The organism is Pseudomonas sp. MF7453 (assembly GCF_016405455.1).
In the GTDB taxonomy this organism is placed as follows: Bacteria; Pseudomonadota; Gammaproteobacteria; order Pseudomonadales; family Pseudomonadaceae; genus Aquipseudomonas; species Aquipseudomonas paralactis.
Genome location: NZ_JAEKCN010000001.1, coordinates 108,612 through 134,983 on the forward strand (window position 1 = coordinate 108,612; position 26,372 = coordinate 134,983).

Below are 26,372 nucleotides of genomic sequence, written 5' to 3' on the forward strand. Positions count from 1 at the left end.
ACCTCTCTTGAACACGGAGTTCTGTTAATGGCCAAGCAAACATCCGCACCTGAAACCACCTCAAGTAAAGACAATACGTCAGCGCCTCAAACCCTTGAATCAATTGCGCCACAGCCGCAGGCGCTGGAAGTCGATGCGCCACTCATCTCCAGTGAGCTGCACGGGACGATTTCGCCAGAAGCGATGGAGAAGGACTCAATCCTGACTGTCGACCCACGCATGGACAGGTCGGATATCACCCTAAAGTTCAGCATCAAGGAGAAACCAGAGCTGCGATTAAATGATGTTGTCGACCAAAGCGGGCAGCCGGGTGCCAGGGAAATCCTGATTCCGCTCAAATACCTGACCATGTCCATGGGGTACACGCTGATCGTATGGTACGAGGGCACAGTGAGCGGTAAACCCGCTGTTTCACTGACCAAGGAAGTGGGGGTGACTTTTTACTCTGCAGAACAAAGCAAAGCGCTGGCGCCTCGATTAAGAGATGAAAAGATATTCCAAAATACGCCAACCTATGACATGCACGATCACAAAGGCGATGAGATAGTTGAAATACCGATTCCTCCACTTGCTCAGGTTGGAGATGAAATTTATTGCAGTGTCGTTCTTGAGCAATTCAGTGGAAGACCCGTTTTCTATATCGTGGCTTACGGCTATGCATTAACGCTCGGAGATATAGCATCAGGCGAAAAACTTGAATTTCCGATTCCTCGTGGCTGGCTGGCACGTCAAAAACCACGCTACGAATCAATTACCTGTCAGGCTGCCTGGATCACCAGTGGCGAGGAGCCCCAACCGCCGGCTGAAGTTGAAAATCCTGATGAAGAGACCCGTCTTCCCAGGAACGCTCTTCAAATCCAACATCGTCGTACTGCTGCTTTCATTGGGGATCAAGGCCTGGAGAATTTGCAGCCGCCCCATTTGCGGCAATCTGCGTTTTTCGATGACAAGTGGTGCCTCAACCCGGAGCTCACTAAAAACGGGGGAGATATAGATGCGCCGGAGCTGGACACTTATGCCGGTGATCAGATCTGCTTCTACGTAAGCGGTCCCGGCTACGGATCGAAGTTACTGGGTTGTGTAGAGATTAAAAACGATGGGGACCCGGCGTCCGTCAAGTTACCGCGCTGTGTGGTTGCTTGTTTCTTTAATAAGCCGATGACGCTGAGCTATACCGTTCAATTTCCTAATCTGATGGGACCAAAGCCTCAGTCGCCGGAGCGGGTGGTCGATGTGCTGACGCCTAGACTTTCCAAGTCGGAAATTGCAGAGGCCACTCACGGCAAGGTTAACCTCAATATTTTCTCGGAGGACGCAACGGCTTTTGTCCATATTGGCGACTATGCCACATGCTCAACGTTTTGCTGGATGTGGATCACCGGCGAACATGAGGACGGAAGTAGCTACCAATCGGAAATTTTGACGAAGGCGCCTGTTACCGAGGACTGGAAAAATAAAGGCGTTGAGACGTTTATCTTGAGAGACGAACTGCAACAACTGGCTGATTGCAGTGATTTTGAATTGCATTTTGCCGTGAGTTTCTGCGAGGCCTCTGACCGATCAGAAGCTATCGAGGCTCCGGCGGCGACATTCCATATCGTCCAGGAAGACCTGGTGCTGCCCACGCCCGAAGTCGACAAGGCTGAGGGCGACGAATTGGAACCCTGGAATGCGCGAGATGGCGTAGACGTGGTGGTGAGTTATCTACGTATGAGCGACAGGCAAACCATCGAGCTTTGCTGGAAGGATGATGAAAACAATTGTTGGCCGTTGGATCCTCAAACCGGTGATAAAACAGGCTCTGTCACCTTCCGTTTGCCGGCGTCAGCGGTGATTGCTTCCATCGGTACCTCCGTGGAAATCAAATACACAGTGACCACCCGCTGTGGGATTAAAACGTCCGAAAGTCTGCTGTTGAAAGTCCTTGTGCCCCATCGTTTACCGACTCCTGTGGTACGGCAAGCGACCCCGATCGCTACTCAGGATGGTGTTCTGAATCTAAGTACGTTTGCTGGCAACGCTGATATCGATGTAGAGAAGTGGTGGTTTATCCTGCTACAGCAGAAAGGCAAGATGCGGGCGGAAGGCACTCGACAAAACGGTGGTCTCTACACCTTTGATGTGTATCTGAAAAAGCCAGTGACAGATACCAGCGCAGGATTATCAGATATCGTGAAGCGATCTGACTTGGCGGCTTTGAAGAATAACTCTGCGCTAACATTTACATTTTTCGCCCGGCCAAACCCTCGTTCCGATCAAGGTTACGAGGTCGAGTTTCCGTCGTTAAGGCTGAATTTCCGCTCTCAGTACAGAGATTTCACTCCGTTTACAGGCGGCAATCGAAACGGCTGGCTAGACGGATCGGCATCTCAAGGCGAAAACAAAAGCGCCACGTTTTTTGGTAAGCCCTGCATCTCCAACGGCACGGCCTACACGGGCACCGCTGGCATCATTCTGTACAAAAATTTGACTGGGCTTGAGGTGGGGCGTAGCTATCGCTTCAGTATGCTCGGCTGTACCTACAATGGAGCTCCCCCGTCACCACAGTTATATCTGCGTACTGAAGCAGGTAACGCTAGCGCGATAACAACGTTCACAGCCATGGCCTGGAAAAGAATAGAGTTGGTTTTCGTCGCTTCCCGCTCTTCGATGCAGATGCAAATTTTATCTAACCTCAGTTCGGGAGCCAGCGGTAACGACTTTGCGATGACGGATTGTTTGATCGAGGACTTATAAACTCGATAAAAACCCGGTTGAAAACGCTCCCGTCATTGGCGGGAGGGTTTTTCATTGGTTGATTCATACGGGGTCTAACCTATTCCACCGTTTATCCGGCAACGGTGTTCCTACTGTTGTTGCAGTCGGTGGGTTGGAGAACTTCGTTGGTCCAGGGATAACTGTGAATTCTGACAGTAGAAAAATCAGGGCTTTTTCGATGTGATGACACAGTGTCGATTAAGGCTAGTACCTATATGTCGGCATTCCCAGCCTAATGAAAAGGAACTCTCACCATGTCAAACTTACTACAAGATGCTCTTGATTTGCCCAATCCAACGCTGGTTGAGGCTGACGAAAATGGCCGTGTCGATTCACTCAAGCTGCTAAACGGAGGCAACGTCAGCATCTGCTACGACGACATGCGGAAAACTGACCGCATCACTCTGAACTGGCCATTGGCAGGCAGCCCTTATCCGCCGATAGAACCCCGCAATGGCGACGACGCAGGTTGTATTAGCGTTTATATCCCACCCGAATATATAGCATTGTGGTTGGACAACTTCGTGTTGTTTACGTACACCGTTACTAGAGACGGTGAGAATCAAACATCTTTACAAGCTGACGTGTGGATCAGCCTGCCCTCGAACCTGCCTCAGGTGCAAATTCTCAAAGCAACCGATGGCAAGCTGGATCTTTCTTTGTTGTGCTGTAAAGATCCGATTCTTTACCTTCCTCCCTGGGTATTTGCCGACACAATCCAGACGATCGAGTGCTATATAGGCGGCATCTATCCCGATGGGTCCAAGGCCAGACTCTACCCATTCAAGGATGAACCGGTTACTGACGAAGACATACGCCTGGGCTGGCGTCGGGCAATCCCTCGGGAGTTGTTCCAGCAACTTAAACATGACAGCGAACTTTTTATTTTGGCGTCCGTGCGCTTCAGCCGGTCTACTCCCTATAGATCGTTCCCCTCGCTACTGTTGACGTTGCTCACCGAGCCTCACCTGGAACTGTCGCCACCTGACCTCAAGGAAGCAGTACACACCGAGTTCGACGGTTGGGTGGTCAATCCCATAAACACGGTTAACGGTGCGCATATCATAGTGGGGTATGAGGGCATGTGCGCCGGTGACACGGTATGCCCGAGCTTTTCTGGGACGCCGGGGTCAGGAACGCCGGTGCTGGAGTGTCGCCAACCGGTTGAAGGTGAAACCAGCCTGGTATTTGCGGTACCGCCTTCTGCGATTCGCGCCAACTTTAAGCAAGCCATTACCTTGACGTACGACGTCACGCGTTGCGATGGCAGCCAATGGCCGTCACCCGAACGCAGGGTGAAAGTGCTGGGCATCACGGGCTTGCCGAAATCGAATATTGAACAGTCCACAGGCACCCGTCTGGACCTCAATACCTTTCGCGGCGACGCAACGGGCGTGGTGCCCATTTGGAGTTATGCCATTGAGCAGGACTGCTGCTGGATGTGGGTGACCGGTACGCTTGAGGATGGCAGCGACTATTGTTTTTATGTGTTGGAAGGCATGCCGCTTGATGCTGCCTGGTTACACGATGGGGTCGATACGCCGATTGACAGGACCCAGTTGCAAAAGCTGGCGGATTGCAGCGAGTTTGAGCTGCATTTTGCGGCGAACTTCGATGGTCAGTGTGCGCTGGAAAGCGCCGTGGAGTTCCCTGTTCGGACTTTCAGCATCGAGCAAGAGGCTTTGACACTACCGCCTCCAAGGGTGTGTGAAGCGATGGATGATCAACTGACCATCTGGAATGGCCGGAACGGTGTAACGGTGCGGGTGGAGTATGAGCGGGTCAGCTCCAGTCATGAGATCGAGGTGAAGTGGGTCAAACCGGACGGTACGAGCCTGCCGTTGGAATCAAAACCGGGCAATAGCGATCCTGGCTATGTGGATTTTGCGGTCCCGCGTGAGGCGGTGATCCAGGCAGCAGGTAAAACCATCCTGATCCATTACATAGTGACCAGTACTTGTAAGTTGGCGCCGTCGAAGACCCTTGCGTTGAAGATCAGTGTGCCGACCCGGTTGCCGACACCCGTTGTGCCAGAGGCTACGCCACCGGCGACCAAGGGGGGCATTTTGGACCTGAGGAGCTTTACAGGGGATGCTCATATCACCGTGGAAAAATGGTGGTTCATCCTGGCAGGCCAGGTGGGATGGCTGGAGTGTCGAGGCACTCAGGAAGATGGCTCCCCCTGCATTATTAGGGTGATGCCCAACGAGCCAATTACCGCAGGTGATGTGGCCGATGGGATATTGCGGGTGCTCAAGCGCGAGGACCTGGAAAAGTTGCGTAATAGAACCGCGTTGGATGTGGTGTTCAAGTGCACGGCAGAGATTGGTGGGCATGAAGCCAGCGCGATTGAGTTTCCGGTCCTACACCTGGAGTTTCGTAAAGCGTTTTACGACTACACGGACTTCAACCCTGCTGGAAAAGACTGGAATAGCTGGCAAAGAGGCCCGGGAGCCACCGATTCGAGAGATTTAAGGCTGAAACAAGGTCAAGTGCCGCCTGATTTTGCGAATGGATATTATCGGGAAGACTGGGGATACACCAATACGACTAATCCCGCTACACAGCGCGAGAAAATGTTCAAGAACTTTACAGCGTTGGAAGTCGGGAAACAGTACGAATTCAGTGCCTGGATTCGTGACAGTTATCCGCCAGGCACCGGTAGGAAGCCCGCGTTGGTACTGGTAGTTCAAGGAGTAGACATTACTTCGATAACGCGGCCGGGCACTGCCTGGGAATTGCTTAAAGGCACCTTCCAGGCCAGTTCAAGTTCCTTGAGACTTTCGCTGGATAATATGGAAATGGGCATCGACCCGGTAAATGACTTCGACGTAACAGGTATCACCGTGAAGGAGATTTGATCAGACGTTGCCTAGTCAAAAAAAGGCCTCCGATTCAGGAGGCCTTTTTTGTAGGAAAAATCTTTATTTCGGCCCGAGAATCTTCACCAACTTCTCCGGCGAAGGCGCCCCTTGCTGCTGCTGCAACCCACCCTTGTCATCCAGATAGAAAATCGCCGGCGTCGCCGACAACTCCAGTTCATCCATCAACTTCATATTCGCATCGAGCTTGGCCTCGACATCAGCCGGTATCTTCTCCAACGCCTTGAGCTTGCTGCCCTTGCCGGCCGCTTCGTGGTCTTGCAGGGCTTTTTGCGGGTCTTTGGCAGCGAGCAGGGCGGCGGATTTGCCGGGGCTGTCTTCGCGAATAATGCCGACCATGATGTGGCGCAGTTGCACCTTGCCGGCTTTTACCCATGGCCGCGCCTGTTCCCAGAACATGTTGCAGTACGGGCAGTTGGGGTCGCTGAACAGGTACACGGTGCGCGGGGCGTTTTTGTCGCCGTCCTGGATCCAGCTGCTGTGTTCCATCTTGGCCCAGACTTCCTTGGCCATCGGCGCGTACACCAGTTTTTCCAGGGGGGCGGTGCTCAGGTCATTGCCCTGGGCGTCGTACAGGTTGCCGGCGATCACGTTTTTGCCGTCGGCGGTCAGGTACAGGGCCATGCCACGGTTCTGGTACTGGGCGGCGTAGCCGGTGAGGCCGCTGGGCGCATCGAATTTACCGATGATTTTGGCGCCCTTGGCTTCGATCTGTTTGATCGGCGCCGGCCAGTCTTCGGCCTGGGCCAGGGTGGCGGCGAGCGTCAAGGGCAGCAGGGTCAGCAGGTGGCGGAGGCGAGGCATGTCGGTTTCCTTGTCGTGGTGTCATCGAAGGGTTCCATGGCGCGGGCCAGGCTGGCTTCGGAGAGTTCGCCCAGGTGGCTGTTGATCAGGCGCCCATCGGCTTGGTAGAACAGCGTGGTCGGCAGGGCCATGGAACCCACGGCCTGGCCGAGGCGGCCGCTGGCGTCAAACAGCACGTTGTCCAGGTTCAGGCCCTGAGTGGCCAGGTAGGTGCTGACGCTTTGCATGCTTTCGGCCTGGTTGACGAACAGGAAGGTCACGTCGGGGCGCATACGCTGGGCGTTTTCCAGCACGGGCATTTCGCGCCGGCACGGGGGGCACCAGGTGGCCCACAGGTTGATCACCAGCGGGCCGCCCTGGTAGTCCGCCAGTTGCACCACTTCGCCGTTGGCGTTGCGCAGGGTGATGTCCGGCAGGCGCGTGCCTTTTTCATACAGGCTCAGGGACAGGCTGGCCATGCCCCAGAACAACAAGCCGGTGATCACCCCGGCGCTGAGCGGCTTGCGCAGTGCGGGGCGACGCCAGCCGTACACCAGTGCGCCGAGCACCAGCGCGATGATGCCGGGCCAGGCGAGGAAACCACCGTCACGCAAGTCGACCATCTCGACCCAGTCGTTGCTGTAATAACTCCAGTACATCAGCACGAAGCTGATGCGCGCGGCCAACATGCCCAGCAGGAACAGGCTGAACAACACCGATTCGGGGTTTTCACCGCCACGCTTGGCCACGCGCCAGCCCACCAGAGTGGCGAGAATCAGTGCGCTGATCAGCAGGATGTGATTCAGGGCGATGGCGAAGGTGCCGATGGTCAGGGTCAACATCAGCGCGCGTCTCGGGTTTGCGTCCAGCGTTGCAGGAAGGCGGTGGCATCCACTTCGCCGGTGATGCGTTGGGCACGGCGTTCTTCACCGTCCGGGCCGATCCACACGAAGCTCGGTGGCCCCGGCACCTTGTAGCGGCCCAGCAGCTCGCGGCTGGCGGCGTTGTCGGCGGTGACGTCCAGGCGCAGCAGGCGCACGTCTTTGAGTGCGTCCATTACCTCGGGTTTGCCGAATACCTGTTTTTCCATGATCTTGCACGACACGCACCAGTCGGCGTAGTAGTCCAGCAGCACCCATTGGCCCTGGGCCTTGGCGCTGTCGAGTTGGCTTTGCAGCACGGCCGGGTCGTTGATGGTGGTAAAGGCATCGTGGGCGCTCGGTGCACCGGCGACCTTTGAGCCGCTGTAAACCTTCAAGGGTTGCCACAGTTCATCGCTGCCACCGGCTGCGCCCACCACCAGCACCGCGCCCCACAGGCCCAGCACCAGGGAACCGGCGCCGAACACCTTGGCCGCCAGGCCGAACTCACGGGCCAGCGTCCAGCCGCAGTAAGCCATCACCAGCGCCAGGGCACCCCACAGGCCGATCCACAGGCTGTCGCCGACCACCGGGCGAATCATCAGCACCGCGGTGCCCAGGAACAGGAAGCCGAAGATGCCCTTGAGCACGTTCATCCAGGTACCCGGCTTGGGCAGGAAGCGGTTGCCCACAGTGACCAACAGCAACAACGGAATGCCGATACCGATGCCCATGGCGAACAGGATCAGGCCGCCGTGCAGCGCATTGCCGCTTTGGGCGATATACAGCAGGGCGCCGGCCAAAGGCGCGGTCATGCACGGGCCCACCAGCAGGCCGGACAACGCGCCGAGAATACCGGCGCCCACCAGGCTGCCACCGCTTTGCTGGCGGCTGACGTTATCGAGACGGTCACGCAGGAAGGCGGGCAGTTGCAGCTCAAAGAAGCCGAACATCGGCAGAGCGAGCAGCACGAACAACGCCGCAAAGCTGCCGAGGATCCACGGGGTTTGCAAAAGCGCGGCGAGGTTGGCGCCGAGTAGCGCGGCCATCACACCCAGGGCGGCATACACCAGCGCCATGCACACCACGTAGCTGCCGGCCAGGGCAAAGCCGCGACGCGGGCTGGCGCCGCTACCGACCACCAGGCCGGCGAGAATCGGCAGCATCGGCAGCGAGCACGGCGCGAACGCCAGCAGCAGGCCCAGACCGAAAAAGATCAATAGGCTCCAGCCCAGGCTGCGTTGCTGCAGGCCGCTGGCCAGGCTTTGGTCCTGGGCCTGCGCGGTAGCGGCTACGGCCGGGTTGCCACCCAGGTCCACAGTGATCGACTGCGGTGGATAGCACAGGCCCGCATCGGCACAGCCCTGCCAACCCAGCTTGACGTTGCCGGTGGCGCCGGCCGGGATCTTCACTTCCAGGCCCTGGCGGTACACTTGCTGTTCGCCGAAGAACTCGTCGCTATGGGCTTCACCCTCGGGCAACACGGGTTGTTCGGCCAAACCGTCGAACTTCATGCGTTGCTGGTACAGGTAGTAACCGTCGGCAATCTGCCAATACAGCTGGGTTTCGCCACTTTCAAGGCGTTCGGAGGTAAAGGTGAAGGCCTTGCCCACCGGGAGGAAATCGGGTTTGGTTTCGAAGGGGTTGCCCGGCGCTGCCTGGGCGAATCCCGCGAACAACACCAGCAGAAAGGTAAACAGATGCCGCATGGTCAAGCCTTAGTTCGATGCAAGTGAGGCACACAATGTGTGGCGTTGATTAACCGATGATTAACCGGACGCTATTCTAGGGGGCGTTCTCAATTAGTTTCCCCGCCGCGTTGTCGCCTTAAAGCGGGCCAGGCAAGGCGCAGGCCGCAGGGAATGGTTGTTCCCTTTCCAAGGCCTGCAACGCAGGCTGGCCCGCTTTAAGGCACAACCCGAAGGGCCGGGCCTGCTGTTGTGCAGGGCTGCGTTGCTCGAAGCTTATTTGGAATGACCAAACCACGCTTCTCGCGCCTTGCCCTGCACAACAGCAGACCCGGCGCGACGGGGAAACTAATTGAGAACGCCCCCTAGAGTGTAGGGATAATCTGATGTTGCGAACTTTAGCGGCATAATGCGCGCTTAATCTGCCCCTTTTCTAATCACCCCATCTTTCATGAAGGGTTCAGCATGCACGTACTGGTCTGTGAAGACGACGAACTGATCGCCAGCGGTATCGTGGCCGGCCTCGGTGCCCAGGGCTTTACGGTCGAGCGCGTGGCCACGGCCGCAGCCGCCAGGGCGATGCTCAAGGCCGCGGCGTTCGACATCATGGTGCTCGATCTCGGCCTGCCTGACGAAGATGGCCTCAAGCTGCTGCAACAACAGCGCAGCCAGGGCCTGGAAATTCCCGTGCTGATCCTTACCGCACGAGACTCGGTAACCAACCGCGTCGACGGCCTGCAAGCCGGCGCCGATGACTACCTGCTCAAGCCCTTCGACCTGCGCGAACTCGCCGCTCGCCTGCAAACCCTGTTGCGCCGAGTGGCGGGGCGCAGCGTCAACCTGATCGAACACGGCCGCCTGGCCTACGACCCCAGCAGCCGCGAGACCTTCCTGGGCGGCGAGCCGGTGGACCTGTCCCGTCGTGAGCAAGCGCTGTTGCAGGCGCTGCTGCACAACAAGGGCCGCGTGTTGTCCAGCGAGCAGCTCAAGGACAGCGTCTACGGGTTCAGCGATGAGCTGGAAAGCAACGCGCTCAACGTGCATATCCATCACCTGCGGCGCAAGTTGGGCAATGGCATCGTCGAGACCGTCAGGGGCCTGGGCTATCGCCTGGGCCCGGCTGATGCTGGAGAAAACACTCAGTGATGAGCTTGCGCCTGCGCCTGACATTCAAGCTGGGCGCCGCTTTTGTGCTGATCTGGGTGCTGGCGGCCGCCTGGATGCTCAACGATTTGCGTAACCAGATGATGTTTTCCCTCGACCAGCGGCTGGTGGCCTCGGCGCGCATGGTGGCTGGGCTCACCGAGCAGATGCCGGGTTTGGCCAGCGTCAGCGGCGGCGCGCATTTGCGCACCGAACAGTTGAATGTGCCGGGGGGCATGGCTTGCCAGGTCAGTTCCTTGCGCGGCGAGATCCTGGCCCGCAGCCATACCACCCCGGATGAAGGGCTTGAGTCGCGCCGCAGCGGCTTTCGCGACCAGATGATCGACGGCGTGGGTTGGCGCAGTTTCACCCTGTCTCGGGGCGACCTGCTGATTACCACCGCCGACCGCCAGGTAGAGCGTGAAGCGCTTAACCTGTCGATCCTGCTGGCGGCTTCGGTACCGGTCGGCGTGGCGTTGCTCGGTTGCCTGTGCCTGTTGTGGCTGGGCATTGGTCAAAGCCTGGTTCCGCTCAATCGTATGCGTGATGCCTTGATGCGCCGTAGCGCCGACTCTCTTGAACCCTTGCAGATTCATCCGTTGCCCAGCGAGCTCAAGCCGTTGCTCGACACCCAGAACCAACTGTTGCAGCGCATTGCCAAGACCATCGAGCGTGAGCGCCGCCTGACCGGTGACGCCGCCCATGAACTGCGCAGCCCGCTGACGGCCATCAAGACCCACCTGCAAGTGGCGCGTATGACCGAAGGCGCGGCGCGCGACCAGTCCCTGGCGCACGCCGAGGAGGGCGCCGATCGCTTGCATCGCACCCTGGAGCAATTGTTGTTGCTGGCGCGGGTGGAAGGCAGCTTGTCATTTGACGATGGTTTGCAGTCCAGTGCCGAAGAAGTCGCCCGGTTGGCGATCCAGGACGCCAACGCCGGTGATAATCGTCGGATCGACCTGGTGTTGGCCGATGATCTAGCCGGTACACCGCTGGAAATGCCCGTGGGCCTGGCCGTCGCGGCCTTGCGTAATCTATTGGATAACGCCTTGCGCCATACCCCGGCCGATAGCCGCGTGGAACTGAACGTGTCCAGCCACGCTGATCACGTGGTGTTTCGCGTGCGTGACCATGGCAAGCAGATCTCCAGTGAAGACCTGCAATACCTTACCCAGCGCTTCTGGCGTAATGGCAACAGCGAAGGCTGCGGCCTGGGCCTGGCGATCGTCCAGGCGATTGTGCAGCGCTGCGCCTGCTCGCTGACGTTCGACAGCCAGCCGGACGGCTTGCGGGTTGAGCTGGGTATGCCGCTGCGCCGCTGAACCTTGCTTTTCATGTGCCAAGTAATTACCGCCCGCCTGACATTCAACCCTTCAGGATGGCGGTAATTTTTTTGCGCTTGAACGGGCCGAATGATTCGGCCTGAAATGAAAAGGACGGTTCTTATGTTGGTGATCGACACCAGTTTCCCTGCCAGGGATTTCAATGAGCGCGCGGGCGAGCCCGTGCAGCAGGTTGTTCTGCATTACACTGCGGCGCCTTTTGCGTCGTCCCTGCGTACCCTCACGCACCACGGCGTCAGCGCCCACTATCTACTGCCCGATCCCGATGAACCCAGCTACCGCGCCGCGGGTTATGAAGAGCTGCGCGTGTTTCGCCTGGTGGATGAAGACAAGCGCGCCTGGCACGCGGGGGTAAGCCATTGGGCGGGGAGAGACGACCTCAATAGCCGCTCGATTGGCGTTGAAATCGTCAACCTGGCGCGGTATGACGCCGGGGTATTTACCTTTCCTGAATACCCCGAAGCACAGATCGACGTGCTGATTGCGTTGGTTCGCGACGTGCTTGCTCGTTATCCGCAGGTCGGCCCGACTGACCTGCTCGGGCATTCGGATGTGGCCTATTGGCGCAAGAGCGACCCGGGGCCTCGGCTGCCCTGGCGTGTTCTGCATGAGGCCGGGATTGGGGCCTGGTTTGATGAGCCAGCACGAGCAATGTACCAGCGCCGCTTTTGCGTCGCTTTGCCGCCAGAGGTCGAGGTGGAGCGGGCGTTTCAGCGCTACGGCTATAAGCCGGCGCAGAATCGCCGGGCTTTTGAACAGCGCACCCGAGCGTTCCAGATGCACTTTCGGGCCAGGGATTATTGCGGGTTCCTGGATGCAGAGACCTGCGCGATCTTGTATGCCCTGAACGAAAAATACCGCGGGATTTAATACCGAGCACTGTTCAAAGGTAGGAGCGAGCTTGCTCGCGAAAAACGTCAACGATACCGCGGGCTTTCTGGATAAACGCGGCGCCGGGGAGTTTTTCGCGAGCAAGCTCGCTCCTACAATTGGATCTTCATTCATCAGTTAACAGCCCTTGTCCCCTAAATCCTTTTCCCGCTGATGCGTTTCCACAACAGGAAATCCGTGCGCATGCCCTTGGGCCAGCCGCCAACGGATCGGCAGTTTGGTCATCATCAGCGTATTGAGGGATCGAGAGATGTCAGTCGCTACCAGCCGTATCGAAGACGCCCTGGCGCCTGCGGAAACGCTCTACCAGTTCGACGAAAGTCCGCTGCTGGCCCGCCAGCGCCAGCAGGAGTCCAACGCCCGCAGCTACCCGCGGCGTATCCCCCTGGCGCTCAAGCGCGCCAAGGGCCTGTATGTGGAGGACGTCGAAGGGCGTCGTTTCATCGACTGCCTGGCCGGCGCCGGCACCCTGGCGCTGGGGCATAACCACCCGGTGGTGATCCAGGCCATCCAGCAGGTGCTGAGCGATGAGCTGCCGCTGCACACCCTGGACCTGACCACGCCGGTCAAGGATCAGTTCGTGCAGGACCTGTTCGGCTTGTTGCCGTCGGAGTTGGCGCGGGAAGCGAAAATCCAGTTCTGCGGCCCCACCGGCACCGATGCGGTGGAGGCTGCATTGAAGCTGGTGCGCACCGCCACCGGGCGCAGCACTGTGCTGTCGTTCCAGGGGGCTTACCACGGCATGAGCCAGGGCGCGTTGAGCCTGATGGGCAGCCTGGGGCCGAAGAAACCGCTGGGGGCGTTGCTGGGCAATGGCGTGCAGTTCCTGCCGTTTCCGTATGACTACCGTTGCCCGTTCGGACTGGGCGGCGCCCAAGGTGTGCGGGCCAACCTGCATTACCTGGAAAACCTGCTCAGCGATCCCGAAGCCGGGGTAGTGCTGCCGGCGGCGGTGATTGTTGAAGTGATTCAGGGAGAGGGCGGCGTGATCCCTGCCGACCTCGACTGGCTGCGTGGCTTAAGGCGTATCACCGCGCAAGCGGGAGTGGCGCTGATCGTCGATGAAATCCAGAGCGGCTTTGGGCGCACCGGCAAGATGTTTGCCTTCGAACACGCCGGCATCATTCCGGATGTGGTGGTGATGTCCAAGGCCATTGGCGGCAGCCTGCCGCTGGCGGTAGTGGTGTATCGCGACTGGCTCGACACCTGGCTGCCAGGCGCCCATGCCGGGACGTTCCGCGGCAACCAGATGGCAATGGCGGCAGGTTCGGCAGTGATGCGCTACCTCAAGGATCACGACCTGGCCGGTCATGCGGCGGCCATGGGCGAGCGCCTGTGTGAGCACCTGCGCATCCTGCAGCGCGACTTCCCGCAGTTGGGAGATATCCGGGGCCGTGGGCTGATGCTGGGGGTGGAACTGGTGGATCCGACGGGCCCGCTAGATAGCCAGGGTCACCCGCCGGTGCATCGCCTGTTGGCGCCGCTGGTGCAGCGTGAGTGCCTCAAGCGCGGGTTGATCCTGGAGATGGGCGGGCGCCATGGCGGCGTGGTTCGTTTTCTGCCGCCGCTGGTGATTACCGCGGCGGAAGTCGACCAGGTGGCCGAGATCTTCGGGCGCGCTTTGGCAGCGGCGGTGGCCGGCGTCTAATTTTTTCGATGCCTGGTACGTTTTTACAGATATCAGCGCTGCGCGTGGTGCGCAGCCAGCCTTTGAGCGATGGAGAACAGCAATGACCTCAGTATTTGACCGCGACGATATCCTGTTTCAGGTAGTGGTCAACCATGAAGAGCAGTATTCGATCTGGCCTGACTATAAGGCTGTGCCGGAGGGTTGGCGTACTGTGGGCAAGAGCGGGATGAAGAAGGAGTGCCTGGCCTATATCGAGGAAGTGTGGACGGATATGCGGCCGTTGAGCTTGCGCCAGAAGATGGACGGCGCCGCACTGACTAACTGATTCACCATTGAGCCAATGTGGGAGGGGGCTTGCCCCCGATGGCGTCCTGCCGAGCCGCCCAAGATCAAAAGCAGATCAAGAGCGGCTCGCTTCGTATCGTAATTACCGGTGGGGCTACAGCGTTGTGTTGGGTTGCGGGTCCTTTTCCTGCACGCTGCCTGCCGTCACGACCTGCACACTCAAGCGCGGCGTTGCCAGGTCGAGTCCGGCTTCATCCAGGTGGCGCTTGAGCGAGAGGTTGAACGCTCGTGAGACTTCCCATTGTTTGATCGGCGCGGTCTTGAAGCGTGCGCGCAGGATTGCGCTGCCGGATTCGAAGCTTTCCACGCCCTGGATCTCCAGCGGCGACCAAATGTTGCGGCGCTGCAATGGGTCGTTGCGCATGGCGTGGCCGACATCGCGCATTAGCTTGATCGCGTCGTCGATTTCCATGTTGTAGGGGATCGCCACCCGGAAGATCGCGTAGCCGAACTCCCGGGAGTAGTTCTTGATGCTCTTGATTTCACTGAACGGGATGGTGTGCACAATGCCGTCGATATCGCGCAGGCGCACGGTGCGGATGGTCAGGCCTTCCACCGTGCCGAGGTGGCCGCCGACGTCCACGTAGTCGTCGATGGCCAGGGAGTCTTCGATGATGATGAACAAGCCGGTGATCAAGTCGGCTACCAGCGATTGCGCACCAAAACCGATGGCGATACCGATCACACCCGCACCGGCCAGCAGCGGCGTGACGTTCATGCCCATGTTCGCCAGCGCCACGATGGCGGCGATGATGAAGATGGTCACGAACAGCACGTTGCGGATCAGCGGCATCATGGTTTGCGCACGCGCGTTGGCCAGGCCTTTGCGCGAGCGGGTCAGGGCGTGGTGAATCGCGGTGTCGCTGAGGATCCAGATCAGCCAGGCAAACAACAAGGTCCCACCGAGGCCGAACAGCTTCACGGCTATTTCATGACCTTCACCTTCAGTAAAGCGAATCATCGACAGGCCCCAGACCCGCAGTCCCAATTCGATAAACACCAGCCACACCACCAGGTGCACCAGGGTGTAGACAAAGCCTTTGAGGCGTTCTGAGTACAGTGCGTGGCGTTTGTGCCCGCGTTGCGGCTTGAGAGCGTGGCGGCGCACCAGGCCGTTGATCACCATGCACAACACCAGCAACACCGTGCACAGCAGCGACTGGCGCAGGGCGGTGCTGGTGTCGCCGGCCGACAGGAAGGTGGCGAACAGTGAGATGCCCACCAGCAGCAGAGCCGGGATGTACCAGAAGGTGCCGATGATCGACAGCGTGTCGGTGAGGGCGCGGCGGGTCAGGCGGCGCGACAGCGGCTGGTTGCGGATCAAATGCGCAATCGGTCGGCGGAAACGCAGGATAAACACGCCGGTGGACAGCGCCGCCATTACATTGGCGACCGTCGCGGCGGTGTGGGCCAGGTGTTGGCCAAGCGCCTCGACCAGGCGCGGATCGCTCAAGGCTTCACCGAAGGCGGCAAAACTGCCGATCCACCACAGCGGACGGAACGCCTGGTGGCGCAGGATATACAGCGCGCGGTGGCGGTGCGGGCCGTCGAGCACGGAGAAGGCAATCACGCAGATTGCCGAGAAACAGGTGCCCACGACCAGGGCATAGGCCAGCACCATCGCCAAGGATTTGCCCAGGGAGGAAGGCAGGGCGTAGCTCAGGTAAACCGTGATCACCAGGGCGATCAACCAGGGGCCCAGCTTGCGCAGGGCAAAGCGCAGCATGTCCCAGGTGCGCGGGTGTTGCGGTAACTCTTCGGGTAGGCCGAAGCGCTCACGCACCCGGTGGCTGAGCCAGATCAGCGCGGCGGCCAGCAGGCTCCACACCGCCAGGATCACGGCAAAGCCGAAGATGATCGGCAGCCACTCGCTGGCCGGCAGCATCAGCGCGCCCAGTTCGTCCTTGGCCAGGTCGACTTCATTGGACCAGCGCCCCAACGGGCTGTCGGCACCGGAAAACTGCTGTTCAAAGCCCGACAGCGTGCTGCCGATCAGCCCGAGCACACCTTGTTCGGCAGCGGGTTGGGCCTTTTGCGTGGCGGCGCGCAGCTTCTTCAGGTCGCTCAGCAGTTGGGTGCGCTGTTGGTCGTTTTCGAGGGTCTTGATCACCTCGTCCAGCGACTGCCCCAGGGGCACTTCGGCCTGGGGTTGGGTCTTGCTGGAACCGCCCAGCATCCCGGGCAAGCCGACGGCTTGGGCGGATGACAGCGGCAGCAGCGTGAGCAGGGCGATCAGCAGGTAGCAGGGCAGGGCAAACAGACGGGAAAGCACGAGGCGGTCAACCTTGAAAACGACGAATTGACCGAGTGTACGAGGCCGCTATGCCCAATGCGAGCGCATTTGTCATTGCGCCAGCTTGGCGAGGATTTTGTAGACCACGGTGCCCAGGATCAACAGCATACCAATCCACATGCCGAATACGCCGAGGGGCTTGTCGCGAAAGTTGAAGCCGACCGCGAGCATGATCATGCCGATCACGATGGGGATGAGCATGGAGTGGAAGGAGGACATTGAGATCATGGCGAGGGGCGGCCTTGTCGGACTGGAAGTTCTGACAAGTCTAGGCCGGATTGGCAGAAGTGCAGTTGATGTGAGTCAGATAGCCTTATATCTGTTTGGAAACCCATCGCGGGCAAGCCCGCTCCCACACTGAAATGCATTCACAGATCAAATGCGGGAGCGGGCTTGCCCGCGATGGGCGCGCCTCGGTCTCAGGGTAAATCGCGACTGGCGTAGAACGCACCCAACACCTTCACCAGATGTGCCAGGTCATGGCTGCCGCACAGCTCGCGGATCGAGTGCATGGCAAAGGTCGGCAAGCCGATATCCACGGTGCGTACGCCCAGGTGGCTGGCGGTGATGGGACCGATGGTCGAACCGCAGCCCATGTCGCTGCGCACCACAAAGCTCTGTACCGGCACTTCCTCGGCCATGCACAGATGACGGAAGAACCCGGCGGTTTCGCTGTTGGTGGCGTAACGCTGGTTGCTGTTGACCTTGATCACCGGGCCGGCATTGAGTTTCGGGCCGTGGTTGGCGTCGTGCTTCTCGGCGTAGTTAGGGTGCACGCCGTGGGCGTTGTCCGCCGATACCAGCAGTGATTTCTGAATGGTGCGTACGAATTCATCACCTTCAGGCAACAGGCGGCGCAGGGTCTGTTCCAGCATCGGGCCATCGGCGCCACAGGCCGAGCAGGAGCCGACTTCTTCGTGGTCGTTGCACACCAGCACACAGGTTTCGTCGGTCTCGCTGGTCAGCAGGGCTTGCAGGCCGGCGTAGCACGACAGCAGGTTGTCCAGGCGCGCCCCTGCGATGAAGTCGCCATTGAGGCCGATAACTGCCGCGCTTTGGGTGTCGTAGAAGCTCAGCTCGTAGTCGAGCACCACATCGGCGTTCAGCCCATGCTCGCGGGCCAGCTGCTCGGTGAGCACGGCGCGAAAGTCTACGCGCTCGTCACCGGCAAATTGCGCAAGGATCGGCGGCAGCTCGGTCTGGGCATTGATCGCCCAACCCTGGTTGGCCTCACGGTTCAAGTGAATGGCCAGGTTGGGGATGATGGCGATCGGCAGCTTGAAGTCGATCAGTTGGCTTTCGACCTTGCCGTCGCGGCGGAAGGTGACGCGGCCGGCCAGCGACAGGTCGCGGTCGAACCACGGCGCCAGCAGTGCGCCGCCGTAGACTTCCACGCCCAACTGCCAGAACCCCTGCCTTTGCAGCTCAGGCTGAGGTTTGACCCGCAGGCACGGGCTGTCGGTGTGGGCGCCAACCAGGCGGATGCCGCCCAGCAGCGGCGAGTGGCGGCCGAGCTTGAAGGCGATGATCGAGGAGTCGTTGCGGGTCACGTAGTAGCGACCGTTGGCCTCGGTGGCCCAGGTGTCGCGCTCGTCGAGCCGCTGGTAACCGGCCGCTTCCAGGCGCTGGGCGAGGGCGGCTGTGGCATGAAAAGGAGTAGGGGAGGCCTTGAGGAAGTCGATCAGGCCTTGATTCAACGCTTCGCGCATAATTAGCTCCAGACAGCAGTGGCGAGAGTTTACCGTATTGGCCAGATATTTGGAGTGAGCGTGCATGGCCGAGAACCACACCAAACCCTGTGGGAGCTGGCTTGCCTGCGATAGCGGTCTTTCTGTGCCAGATGTAGTGGCTGGCACGCCGATATCGCAGGCAAGCCAGCTCCCACATTTGACCGCATCAGCCCTTCAAAAAGGGGCTGGGCACTCGAAGCGCAGGCGCTCGCCGCTTTGCGGATGGGTGAAGCTCAACATGCTTGCGTGCAGGCACAGGCGTGGCCATGCGGTCAGGGCTTGTTCATGGGCATACAAACCATCACCCAGCAACGGATGCCCGATGGACAACATATGCACGCGCAACTGGTGCGAACGCCCGGTGATCGGTGTCAACTCCACGCGGCACCAGTCGCCGCAACGCTCCAGTACTTTCCAGAAGGTCAGTGCATGTTTGCCGAACTCATGGTCGACCACGTGGCGGGGCTTGGTCGGCGGGTCATAGCGCAGGGGCAGGTCGATACTGCCGCTGTCCAGTGCCGGTTGGCCCCAGGCCAGGGCGGTGTAGGCCTTTTCGGTTTCACGGTCGTGAAACTGGCGGGACAGTTCGCGGTGGGTATCCGCGTCCCGGGCCAGAAGGATGATCCCTGAGGTTTCCCAGTCCAGGCGATGGACGATGCGGGCTTCGGGGTAGCCGTTTTCCTGCAGGCGGGTGATCAGGCAATCCTTGTTGTCGTCGGCACGACCAGGCACCGAAAGCAGCAGGGTCGGCTTGTTCACCACCAGGACGGCGTCGTCCTGATGCAGGATGTGGATATTGGACAGCGGCATTAAACAGCCTCGTAACAAACGCCAACGGCGGCTCCACTGACTGCCCCCTCACCCTGTAGGAGCGAGCTTGCTCGCGAAGAACTCATCGGCACCGCGTTCATTCAGGTGAAACGCGGTGTTCTCAGGTTCTTCGCGAGCAAGCTCGCTCCTACAGCAGTACAGGGGCCAGGTAGCGGAGCCGCCGTGGCGACCGCCCTTTCGATCAACGATCGGGCAGGGTGATATTGAGTTCCAGAATCGAGCAGCTGCCGTCATTTTCCAGAGCGACATGCACGTCATCGTTGCCGATATTGACGTACTTGCGGATCACCTCGACCAGTTCCTTCTGCAAGGCTGGCAGGTAATCCGGCGTGCTGCGTTGGCCGCGTTCGTGCGCCACGATGATCTGTAGACGCTCTTTCGCTACCGACGCGGTACTTGGCTTTTTGTTGGCGCGAAAGAAGTCGAGAAATTTCATTGTTTAGTTGCCTCCAAAGATACGCTCGAAGAATCCCTTCTTCTTAACATCGAGGAAGCGGTGTTCCACGGTCTTGCCCAGCAAGCGATCGACTGCATCGCTGTACGCCTGGCCGGCGTCGCTCTGGTCGTCAAGAATCACCGGCACGCCCTGGTTGGATGCCTTCAGGACGGCCTGGGATTCCGGAATCACGCCCAGCAGGGTGACGGCGAGGATTTCCTTCACGTCTTCAACGCCGAGCATTTCGCCATTGTTGACGCGCTCCGGGTTGTAGCGAGTGAGCAGCAGGTGTTCCTTGATCGGGTCCTGGCCTTCTTCGGCGCGCTTGGACTTGCTGGCCAAGAGGCCCAGCATACGGTCCGAGTCACGTACCGAGGAGACTTCCGGGTTGGTCACCACGATGGCTTCATCGGCGAAGTACATCGCCAGGTGAGCACCGGTTTCGATACCGGCCGGGGAATCGCACACCACGTATTCGAAGGTTTCCTTGAGCTCGGCCAGAACCTTGCCCACGCCTTCCTTGGTCAGCGCGTCTTTGTCGCGGGTCTGGCTGGCGGCCAGTACATACAGGTTCTCAAGGCGCTTGTCCTTGATCAGGGCCTGTTGCAGGTTGGCTTCGCCGTTCACCACGTTGACGAAGTCGTACACCACGCGGCGTTCGCAGCCCATGATCAGGTCGAGGTTACGCAAACCGACGTCGAAGTCGACGATGACTGTCTTGTGGCCGCGCAGAGCGAGGCCGGTACCGATAGCGGCGCTGGTGGTGGTCTTACCCACACCACCCTTGCCGGATGTAACCACGAGAATCTTGGCCAAGGTGTTTCACCCCTAAGGAAAAAGGACTTTCGGTCCCTGAAAAACATCTCTTGAAACTCGCTGCAGGCGGACAGCCTTTGCAGGAAAAAGAAGGAGTTTCCATGGGGAAACACCAACTTCCAATTAGTCCTACACAAGTCTTGCCGGTTTCGCTTTGCTATCAGAGTCTAGAGATGCTTGGAAAATGCGGCAGTATCCGTTAAAGCCGGATGATGTTCAACACATCGCCCGACAGGTTGACCTGTACCGAAGCGCCCCACAGCGGATCACGGCGCAAATCTTCGGAAACCTTGTACTGACCCGCGATGGAAACCAGCTCGGCGGTCAACTGCTGGCAGAAAATCCGCGCTCTGGTATCACCCTTGATGCCGGCGAGGGCACGTCCGCGCATCGGGCCGTATACATGGATGTTGCCATCGGCGAGAAGTTCCGCCCCCGGGCTGACCGAGGAGATCACCACAAGGTCACCGCCCTGCGCATAAATCTGCTGCCCGCCGCGTACCGGCGAGGTGATGATCTTTGTAGGCTTGATCGCAGGCTCGGGTGGTTTTTCCGGTTTTTTCTTCTCTTCACCGACCGGCGGTTCCAGGGGACGCTCGCGGGCACCGGACGGTGGCAGTACTGGCAGTTCAATGGCGATGGCGGCGGCAATGTCTTCGATGCGGCTGGCACGAATCGCCAGGGTGCGCAGGCCATGGGAGCGGCACACGCGCATCAGCCCGGGCAAATCAATCACGCCCTGGCCGGCCGGCAGCTTGTCCAGGGCCAGCACCAGCGGGGCGTTGTTGAAAAAGTTAGGCGCCAGGGCGACCTTGGCGGCCAGTTGGCGGTCCAGGGCATCGAGGTCATTGCGGGCCAGTTCCAGCACGGTAATGGCGAGCATGCTGCCTTTTAGCTGGAACACGGGATCTTGGTCTAGCGGTTCGGTTTGGCTCATGGTCGGCGAAAGCGGCTTGTCACGAAAAGTGTCGAGACTTATAACGAGAACACTCACCCGCCGCAAGCCGAGTCGAACCGTTGTAGAATGCGCGGCCCTTGTCTTTACCGGAATCTGTAATGGATCGCCCGCGTTTTCGAGCTGTATTTCTTCACCCGCGTTTTTGGCTGCTATGGCTGGGGCTCGGCCTGCTGTGGCTGGTCACCCAGTTGCCGTACCGGGCGTTGTTGACCATTGGTCGCCTGCTGGGCGCGAGCATGTACCGTGTGGCTGGCGATCGTCGCCGTATTGCGGCGCGCAACCTTGAACTGTGCTTCCCGGAAAAATCCGCCAAAGAACGCAAACGCCTGCTCAAGGAAAACTTTGCCTCCACCGGTATCGCCTTCTTTGAAATGGCCATGAGCTGGTGGTGGCCCAAGCCGCGCCTGGCGCGCCTGGCCCATGTTGAAGGGCTGGAACACCTCACCCAGGCGCACCTGGAAGGCAAGGGCGTGATCCTGATGGCCCTGCACTTCACCACCCTGGAAATCGGCGCGGCGCTGCTGGGGCAGAAGCACACCATTGACGGCATGTACCGCGAACACGGCAACCCGCTGTTCGACTTTATCCAGCGCCGTGGCCGTGAACGCCATAACCTCGATTCCCTGGCCGTGGAGCGCGACGACGTGCGCGGTATGCTCAAGCTGCTGCGCGCCGGCCGGGCCATCTGGTACGCACCGGACCAGGACTACGGCGCCAAGCAAAGCATCTTCGTGCCGCTGTTCGGTATCCAGGCGGCCACCGTCACTGCCACCAGCAAGTTCGCACGCCTGGGCAAGGCGCTGGTGGTGCCGTTCACCCAGGAGCGCCTGGCCGATGGCAGCGGTTACCGTTTGGTGATCCATCCGCCGTTGACCGACTTCCCGGGTGAAACCGACGAAATCGACTGCCTGCGCATCAACCAATGGGTCGAGGCCTCGGTGCGCGACTGCCCCGAGCAATACCTGTGGACCCATCGCCGCTTCAAGAGTCGGCCGCCGGGTGAGCCCAAGCTATACGAGAAGCGCCGTCGATAACCGTGCCGTGATATGACGTTGATAAGCCCAACTTTTCGCCACATGGAGTGACGCAATGCGCCCAGTTGAACCGGTCACAGGCTTGATTCTTTCCGGCGGCGGGGCGCGAGCGGCGTATCAGGTGGGGGTGTTGGCGGCAATTGCCGAGTTGCTGCCGCCGGGGGCGCCGAATCCTTTTCCGGTGATCGTCGGCACCTCGGCTGGTGCGATCAATGCGGTGAGCCTGGCCAGTGGGGCCAGTGACTTCTGCGCGGCTGTCCAACGGCTGACAGCGTTCTGGCAAGGCTTTCGCAGCCACCAGGTGCTGCGCAGCGATTGGCCGGGAGTCATACGCCAGGCCAGTCGCTTCCTGATCCACAGCCTGTTGGGCCTGGGTGCCCAGGTGCCGGTGGCGTTGCTCAATAGCTCCCCACTGCGCGACTTGCTGCAAGCGCGCTTGAACCTGGACGGCATCGACGAGGCTATCCGCCGCAAGCACTTGCAGGCGGTGGCGGTGACGGCCTTTGGTTATGAGTCCGGGCAAGCGGTGACCTTCTACCAGGGCGGCGGCACCATCGATGCCTGGTTGCGTCATCGGCGCATTGGCATACCGACCCAATTGACGGTAGAGCACCTGTTGGCAAGCTCCGCGATTCCGCTGTTGTTCGCTCCGGTCAAACTTGACGAAGAGTACTTTGGCGATGGCGCCGTGCGGCAGTCAGCGCCCATCAGCCCGGCCTTGCACCTGGGGGCCAGCCGTGTGTTGGTCGTCGGTGTGAGCGGCAATCCCAGGGGTAACGAAGCCTCGACGCAGCGCACCTACACCGGCCAGCAACCGACCCTGGCGCAAATCGGTGGGCATATGCTCAACAGTACCTTCATTGACAGCCTGGAAAGCGACATTGAACTGCTGGAGCGCTTGAATCAGTTCAGTCGGGTTGTCCCTGCCGATGCCGCGGTACAGGGCCTGGCGCCGGTGGATGTGCTGGTGATTGCGCCCAGCCAGCCCATCGATGAAATCGCTGCACGACATCGTCAGGAACTGCCAGCGGCGTTGCGTGTGTTTTTGCGTGGGCCGGGGGCGACCAAGACCAGCGGGGCGGGGGTGTTGAGTTATCTGCTGTTCGAGGCGGGGTATTGCAGCGAGTTGATCGAACTAGGGCGCAAGGATGCGCTGGCCAAGCGCGAAGAAATCGCTCGGTTCCTCGGCCTGACGCCGAACTGAATGTGGGAGCTGGCTTGCCTGCGATAGCGGTATGCCAGCCAACACTGCTGGTACAGACACACCGCGATCGCAGGCAAGCCAGCTCCCACAGGGAACCGCGATCGACCTTTAGAAGTGGTACTTGACCAGGAAGCTTGCTGTGTCCTGAGTCGTTTTGAATGCCCCCGAATCCTCGATCCCGTACTTGTTCTTCCAGTAGTCGTATTCAAAACCCACATACAACTGCTTGTCGCCCCAATGCAGCGCCTTGCCCAAGTCATATTTGACCTGCGGGTTGAAGTGCAGGTTGGCGTGATAAGTGCCGCGGGCGTTCTTGTCGTTATCCACCACCCAGTCCATGAAACCGTCGATCAGCACGTCGGAATTACCCACGGGAATGGTGTACGACCAGACCGGAGTGATCTGCCATACACCGTCACCCGGACGATTGCCCTCGGTCTGGCGCTGGTAGAAGTTCAACTGGAAGTAGTCGAAACCGGGGATGTTCAAGTCGAATGCCGGACCCAGCAGGTAGGACTCGTTATCGCCCTCGCCGAACTCATAGGTGAAGGCCAGCAACACGTCCTTGATCGGGCCGAACGACAGGTCCTTGTTCAGGATCTTGCCGAACGACAAACGCGGGCTGAACTCGCCGTAGTAAGTATTCGGGCCGACATTGCCGTCTTCCTTGCCGTTGTAAAAGATACGGTCGAGGAAGAAGAAGTTGTCGCCGTACTTCCATGCGTCGGCATGTTCGAAGGTGACGGTTTGCTGGATCTGCGGGTTGACGGTAAAGCTCTTGCCCCACAGGTAAGTCAGGCTGTTGTTCTGCCACTGCAACAAGTCACCGGCTACGGCCTGGCCACCCGCCAGCAGGGATCCCGCCAGCATCAGGCCTTTGAACATGGGTTTCATTCGGTTGCTCCCGAGTTAAAGTTTTATGGTTTTTTTTCTTCTACGCAGGCGCTCTGGTATGGCGCCTTTTGGTTCGCTGCAAAAATCGTCTGTTCGGTCAGCTTTAATGCTTTTAGCAAGAGCTGCGCCAAGGTGTTTGAAAAGCCAAAAAATCCCCGTCGGCTGCAGCGGATGCAGTCGAATTCAGAGGACTTTTGCGCACTTTGGCAGCAAACATAAGGCCGGGATAAGTTGGCCTTGAAGTCAGCTTTTACATTCGCTGTTTTTTTTTGAGTCGATTCGAGCGGGCGCGGAGAATACTGGCTCCCAGGCCTGGGCTCAAGTGCGCTGTAACAGAGCGCAAGGGGCGAGAATGGGGCGCGGCGTGTGGCCGGCCCCGGTTCAAGGCTGTGCATGTGGGTGTTCCCTGTTTGTTGTTATTTTTGTACTAACAAAGGAATCAATGCGTATGGGCGACTTCGGGGCGTTCAGCGCCGCCGAGGATGTTGAACAGTATGTTCAGCGACAACGCGCTGAGGGTGGCCATGGCGATGCCGCTGTGGGTAATCGGGCTCATCCACAGTGGCAGCTGCGCGAAGAACTCCGGGCGTACCACGGGGATCAGGCCCATGCCGATGCTCACCGCCACCAGCAGTTGGTTGCGGCGGTCGGCGATGTCGGCTTCCTGCAGGATCTTGATCCCGGTCGCAGCCACCATGCCGAACATGGCTATCGCTGCGCCACCGAGTACCGCCGGTGGGATCGACGCCACCAGGTAGGCGGCCTTGGGCAACAGGCTCAGCACAATCAGAAAGGCCCCGGCCATGATCGTGACCGAGCGGCAACGCACGCCGGTCATTTGTACCAGGCCGATGTTCTGGGCGAATGAGGAGTGGGTAAAGGTGTTGAAGAAACCGGCAAAAAACGACGCACCGGCGTCACACAACAGGCCGCGGCGCAGCATTTTCGGCGTGACCTCCTGGCCGGTGATCTTGCCCAGGGCGAGGAACATACCGGTGGATTCGACAAAGATGATCACCACCACCAGGCACATCGACAGGATCGGCGCCAACTCGAACTTGGGCATACCGAAGTGCAACGGTGTCACCACCTGCACCCAGGGCGCCTGGGCCAGGCCGCTGAGGTCAACCATGCCGATAGCACCGCACAATCCGTAACCCAGGCCCATGCCGATCAGCACCGAGATATTCACCCAGAAGCCGCGCATGAAGCGATTGATCAGCAGGATGGTCGCCAATACCAGGGCGGCAATCGCCAGGTACACCGGTGAGCCGAACGTGGCGGCAGCGCTGCCGCCACCGGCCCAGTTCACGGCCACGGGAAACAGCGAAAGTCCGATGGCGGTAATCACCGTACCGGTCACCAACGGCGGGAAAAAGCGCACCACCTTGGACATGAATGGCGCGATCAGCATACCGAAGAACCCGGCGGCTATGGTCGCGCCGAAGATGCCCTGCAAACCGATACCGGGCATACCGGCCATGGCGACCATGCTGCCGACCGCGGCAAAACTGGCGCCCATCATCACCGGCATACGGATACCCACCGGGCCGATGCCGAACGACTGCACCATGGTGGCGATACCGGCCACCAGGAGGTCGGCGTTGATCAGAAAGGCAATTTCTTCACGGCTCAAGCCTGCGGCCTGGCCAATGATCAGGGGGACGGCGACAGCGCCGCCGTACATCAGCAAAACGTGTTGCAAGCCAACCAGAATCAGTTGCAAGAGGGGCAGCCGCACCATGGCGGGCGCGGCAGGAGTCTGCGTTTCTAACTGGGACATGCAACACCTCGAATCTTTTTATTTTTGTGTTGTTTGGCATTCAATTGCCGGATGAAACTTAATCTTCAAAC

At 59.5% G+C, this 26,372-nt stretch carries 22 protein-coding genes; 9 read left to right on the forward strand and 13 right to left on the reverse strand.

Annotated features, from left to right (window positions below):
• Positions 1 to 27: 27 nt before the first annotated feature.
• The gene (locus JFT63_RS00470; protein WP_198843177.1) at positions 28 to 2,736 is read left to right on the forward strand and encodes a hypothetical protein; all 2,709 of its coding nucleotides are present in this window, start codon (positions 28 to 30) and stop codon (positions 2,734 to 2,736) included.
• A gap of 275 nt (positions 2,737 to 3,011) precedes the next feature.
• Entirely contained in the window at positions 3,012 to 5,618 is a 2,607-nt protein-coding gene (locus tag JFT63_RS00475; protein ID WP_198843178.1) for a hypothetical protein, read from the forward strand.
• A 63-nt stretch (positions 5,619 to 5,681) separates the two neighbouring features.
• On the opposite strand, the gene dsbG is transcribed toward JFT63_RS00475, so the two are convergent.
• The 3 genes from dsbG to dsbD are packed head-to-tail and all read right to left on the reverse strand — an operon-like array spanning position 5,682 to position 8,991.
• Positions 5,682 to 6,443 (reverse strand): thiol:disulfide interchange protein DsbG, encoded by a 762-nt coding sequence (gene dsbG / locus JFT63_RS00480; protein WP_198843179.1) that lies wholly within the window; start codon positions 6,441 to 6,443, stop codon positions 5,682 to 5,684.
• Positions 6,419 to 7,264, reverse strand: a complete 846-nt coding sequence (locus tag JFT63_RS00485; RefSeq protein WP_057700872.1) for a TlpA disulfide reductase family protein — start codon at positions 7,262 to 7,264, stop codon at positions 6,419 to 6,421. The genes dsbG and JFT63_RS00485 overlap by 25 nt, the downstream gene beginning before the upstream one ends.
• A complete protein-coding gene (gene dsbD, locus JFT63_RS00490) occupies positions 7,264 to 8,991 on the reverse strand; it encodes a protein-disulfide reductase DsbD (RefSeq protein WP_198843180.1) in 1,728 nt (575 codons plus the stop codon). The genes JFT63_RS00485 and dsbD overlap by 1 nt, the downstream gene beginning before the upstream one ends.
• 444 nt (positions 8,992 to 9,435) lie before the next feature.
• Here dsbD and JFT63_RS00495 point away from each other — a divergent pair, with 444 nt between their 5' ends.
• From JFT63_RS00495 to JFT63_RS00515, 5 genes are all read left to right on the forward strand, one after another.
• Positions 9,436 to 10,116, forward strand: coding sequence for a response regulator (locus JFT63_RS00495; RefSeq protein WP_057700870.1), 681 nt, complete (start codon positions 9,436 to 9,438; stop codon positions 10,114 to 10,116).
• Positions 10,116 to 11,435, forward strand: coding sequence for an ATP-binding protein (locus tag JFT63_RS00500; protein WP_057700869.1), 1,320 nt, complete (start codon positions 10,116 to 10,118; stop codon positions 11,433 to 11,435). The genes JFT63_RS00495 and JFT63_RS00500 overlap by 1 nt, the downstream gene beginning before the upstream one ends.
• Positions 11,436 to 11,558: 123 nt before the next feature.
• Positions 11,559 to 12,326 (forward strand): N-acetylmuramoyl-L-alanine amidase, encoded by a 768-nt coding sequence (locus JFT63_RS00505; protein ID WP_057700868.1) that lies wholly within the window; start codon positions 11,559 to 11,561, stop codon positions 12,324 to 12,326.
• A 271-nt stretch (positions 12,327 to 12,597) separates the two neighbouring features.
• Positions 12,598 to 13,995, forward strand: a complete 1,398-nt coding sequence (locus tag JFT63_RS00510) for an aspartate aminotransferase family protein (protein ID WP_057700867.1) — start codon at positions 12,598 to 12,600, stop codon at positions 13,993 to 13,995.
• An 82-nt stretch (positions 13,996 to 14,077) separates the two neighbouring features.
• Complete coding sequence (locus JFT63_RS00515; protein ID WP_049712200.1) at positions 14,078 to 14,302, forward strand: MbtH family protein; 225 nt, start codon at positions 14,078 to 14,080, stop codon at positions 14,300 to 14,302.
• A 114-nt stretch (positions 14,303 to 14,416) separates the two neighbouring features.
• On the opposite strand, the gene JFT63_RS00520 is transcribed toward JFT63_RS00515, so the two are convergent.
• The 7 genes from JFT63_RS00520 to minC all read right to left on the reverse strand — a co-directional run bounded on the left by JFT63_RS00520 (position 14,417) and on the right by minC (position 21,365).
• Positions 14,417 to 16,594 carry a mechanosensitive ion channel family protein gene (locus tag JFT63_RS00520; protein WP_057700866.1) on the reverse strand — a complete coding sequence of 726 codons (2,178 nt, stop codon included), beginning with the start codon at positions 16,592 to 16,594 and terminating at the stop codon, positions 14,417 to 14,419.
• A 72-nt stretch (positions 16,595 to 16,666) separates the two neighbouring features.
• Positions 16,667 to 16,843 carry a hypothetical protein gene (locus JFT63_RS00525; RefSeq protein WP_198708147.1) on the reverse strand — a complete coding sequence of 59 codons (177 nt, stop codon included), beginning with the start codon at positions 16,841 to 16,843 and terminating at the stop codon, positions 16,667 to 16,669.
• A 191-nt stretch (positions 16,844 to 17,034) separates the two neighbouring features.
• Complete coding sequence (locus tag JFT63_RS00530) at positions 17,035 to 18,324, reverse strand: M18 family aminopeptidase (RefSeq protein WP_057700865.1); 1,290 nt, start codon at positions 18,322 to 18,324, stop codon at positions 17,035 to 17,037.
• A gap of 195 nt (positions 18,325 to 18,519) precedes the next feature.
• Positions 18,520 to 19,155, reverse strand: coding sequence for an RluA family pseudouridine synthase (locus JFT63_RS00535; RefSeq protein WP_057700864.1), 636 nt, complete (start codon positions 19,153 to 19,155; stop codon positions 18,520 to 18,522).
• A gap of 202 nt (positions 19,156 to 19,357) precedes the next feature.
• Positions 19,358 to 19,612 carry a cell division topological specificity factor MinE gene (minE, locus tag JFT63_RS00540; RefSeq protein ID WP_003175252.1) on the reverse strand — a complete coding sequence of 85 codons (255 nt, stop codon included), beginning with the start codon at positions 19,610 to 19,612 and terminating at the stop codon, positions 19,358 to 19,360.
• A 3-nt stretch (positions 19,613 to 19,615) separates the two neighbouring features.
• Complete coding sequence (gene minD, locus JFT63_RS00545) at positions 19,616 to 20,428, reverse strand: septum site-determining protein MinD (RefSeq protein WP_003192835.1); 813 nt, start codon at positions 20,426 to 20,428, stop codon at positions 19,616 to 19,618.
• Between the two features lie 199 nt (positions 20,429 to 20,627).
• Positions 20,628 to 21,365, reverse strand: coding sequence for a septum site-determining protein MinC (gene minC / locus JFT63_RS00550; RefSeq protein ID WP_057700863.1), 738 nt, complete (start codon positions 21,363 to 21,365; stop codon positions 20,628 to 20,630).
• Between the two features lie 119 nt (positions 21,366 to 21,484).
• Between minC and JFT63_RS00555 the strand changes: the two genes are divergently transcribed.
• Entirely contained in the window at positions 21,485 to 22,420 is a 936-nt protein-coding gene (locus tag JFT63_RS00555) for a lipid A biosynthesis lauroyl acyltransferase (RefSeq protein ID WP_057700862.1), read from the forward strand.
• Between the two features lie 55 nt (positions 22,421 to 22,475).
• Entirely contained in the window at positions 22,476 to 23,624 is a 1,149-nt protein-coding gene (locus tag JFT63_RS00560; RefSeq protein WP_057700861.1) for a patatin-like phospholipase family protein, read from the forward strand.
• A gap of 108 nt (positions 23,625 to 23,732) precedes the next feature.
• Here the strand turns inward: JFT63_RS00560 and JFT63_RS00565 are convergent, their stop codons facing one another.
• From JFT63_RS00565 to JFT63_RS00575, 3 genes are read right to left on the reverse strand one after another with little or no spacing between them, the layout of a single operon-like run.
• Entirely contained in the window at positions 23,733 to 24,518 is a 786-nt protein-coding gene (locus JFT63_RS00565) for an outer membrane protein OmpK (RefSeq protein WP_044271679.1), read from the reverse strand.
• 23 nt (positions 24,519 to 24,541) lie between these two features.
• A complete protein-coding gene (locus JFT63_RS00570; RefSeq protein WP_157243895.1) occupies positions 24,542 to 24,913 on the reverse strand; it encodes a hypothetical protein in 372 nt (123 codons plus the stop codon).
• 44 nt (positions 24,914 to 24,957) lie between these two features.
• On the reverse strand, positions 24,958 to 26,301 hold the full coding sequence (locus tag JFT63_RS00575; RefSeq protein ID WP_057700860.1) for a nucleobase:cation symporter-2 family protein: 1,344 nt from the start codon (positions 26,299 to 26,301) through the stop codon (positions 24,958 to 24,960).
• Between the last annotated feature and the right edge of the window lie 71 nt (positions 26,302 to 26,372).

What these genes read in the sequence shown, in the direction of transcription:
- JFT63_RS00470 (WP_198843177.1), top strand. Translation starts at nt 28, where the DNA reads ATGGCCAAGCAAACATCCGCACCTGAAACCACCTCAAGTAAAGACAAT.
- JFT63_RS00475 (WP_198843178.1), top strand. Translation starts at nt 3,012, where the DNA reads ATGTCAAACTTACTACAAGATGCTCTTGATTTGCCCAATCCAACGCTG.
- dsbG (WP_198843179.1), bottom strand. Translation starts at nt 6,443, where the DNA reads ATGCCTCGCCTCCGCCACCTGCTGACCCTGCTGCCCTTGACGCTCGCC.
- JFT63_RS00485 (WP_057700872.1), bottom strand. Translation starts at nt 7,264, where the DNA reads ATGTTGACCCTGACCATCGGCACCTTCGCCATCGCCCTGAATCACATC.
- dsbD (WP_198843180.1), bottom strand. Translation starts at nt 8,991, where the DNA reads ATGCGGCATCTGTTTACCTTTCTGCTGGTGTTGTTCGCGGGATTCGCC.
- JFT63_RS00495 (WP_057700870.1), top strand. Translation starts at nt 9,436, where the DNA reads ATGCACGTACTGGTCTGTGAAGACGACGAACTGATCGCCAGCGGTATC.
- JFT63_RS00500 (WP_057700869.1), top strand. Translation starts at nt 10,116, where the DNA reads ATGAGCTTGCGCCTGCGCCTGACATTCAAGCTGGGCGCCGCTTTTGTG.
- JFT63_RS00505 (WP_057700868.1), top strand. Translation starts at nt 11,559, where the DNA reads ATGTTGGTGATCGACACCAGTTTCCCTGCCAGGGATTTCAATGAGCGC.
- JFT63_RS00510 (WP_057700867.1), top strand. Translation starts at nt 12,598, where the DNA reads ATGTCAGTCGCTACCAGCCGTATCGAAGACGCCCTGGCGCCTGCGGAA.
- JFT63_RS00515 (WP_049712200.1), top strand. Translation starts at nt 14,078, where the DNA reads ATGACCTCAGTATTTGACCGCGACGATATCCTGTTTCAGGTAGTGGTC.
- JFT63_RS00525 (WP_198708147.1), bottom strand. Translation starts at nt 16,843, where the DNA reads ATGATCTCAATGTCCTCCTTCCACTCCATGCTCATCCCCATCGTGATC.
- JFT63_RS00530 (WP_057700865.1), bottom strand. Translation starts at nt 18,324, where the DNA reads ATGCGCGAAGCGTTGAATCAAGGCCTGATCGACTTCCTCAAGGCCTCC.
- JFT63_RS00535 (WP_057700864.1), bottom strand. Translation starts at nt 19,155, where the DNA reads ATGCCGCTGTCCAATATCCACATCCTGCATCAGGACGACGCCGTCCTG.
- minE (WP_003175252.1), bottom strand. Translation starts at nt 19,612, where the DNA reads ATGAAATTTCTCGACTTCTTTCGCGCCAACAAAAAGCCAAGTACCGCG.
- minC (WP_057700863.1), bottom strand. Translation starts at nt 21,365, where the DNA reads ATGAGCCAAACCGAACCGCTAGACCAAGATCCCGTGTTCCAGCTAAAA.
- JFT63_RS00555 (WP_057700862.1), top strand. Translation starts at nt 21,485, where the DNA reads ATGGATCGCCCGCGTTTTCGAGCTGTATTTCTTCACCCGCGTTTTTGG.
- JFT63_RS00560 (WP_057700861.1), top strand. Translation starts at nt 22,476, where the DNA reads ATGCGCCCAGTTGAACCGGTCACAGGCTTGATTCTTTCCGGCGGCGGG.
- JFT63_RS00565 (WP_044271679.1), bottom strand. Translation starts at nt 24,518, where the DNA reads ATGAAACCCATGTTCAAAGGCCTGATGCTGGCGGGATCCCTGCTGGCG.
- JFT63_RS00570 (WP_157243895.1), bottom strand. Translation starts at nt 24,913, where the DNA reads ATGCACAGCCTTGAACCGGGGCCGGCCACACGCCGCGCCCCATTCTCG.
- JFT63_RS00575 (WP_057700860.1), bottom strand. Translation starts at nt 26,301, where the DNA reads ATGTCCCAGTTAGAAACGCAGACTCCTGCCGCGCCCGCCATGGTGCGG.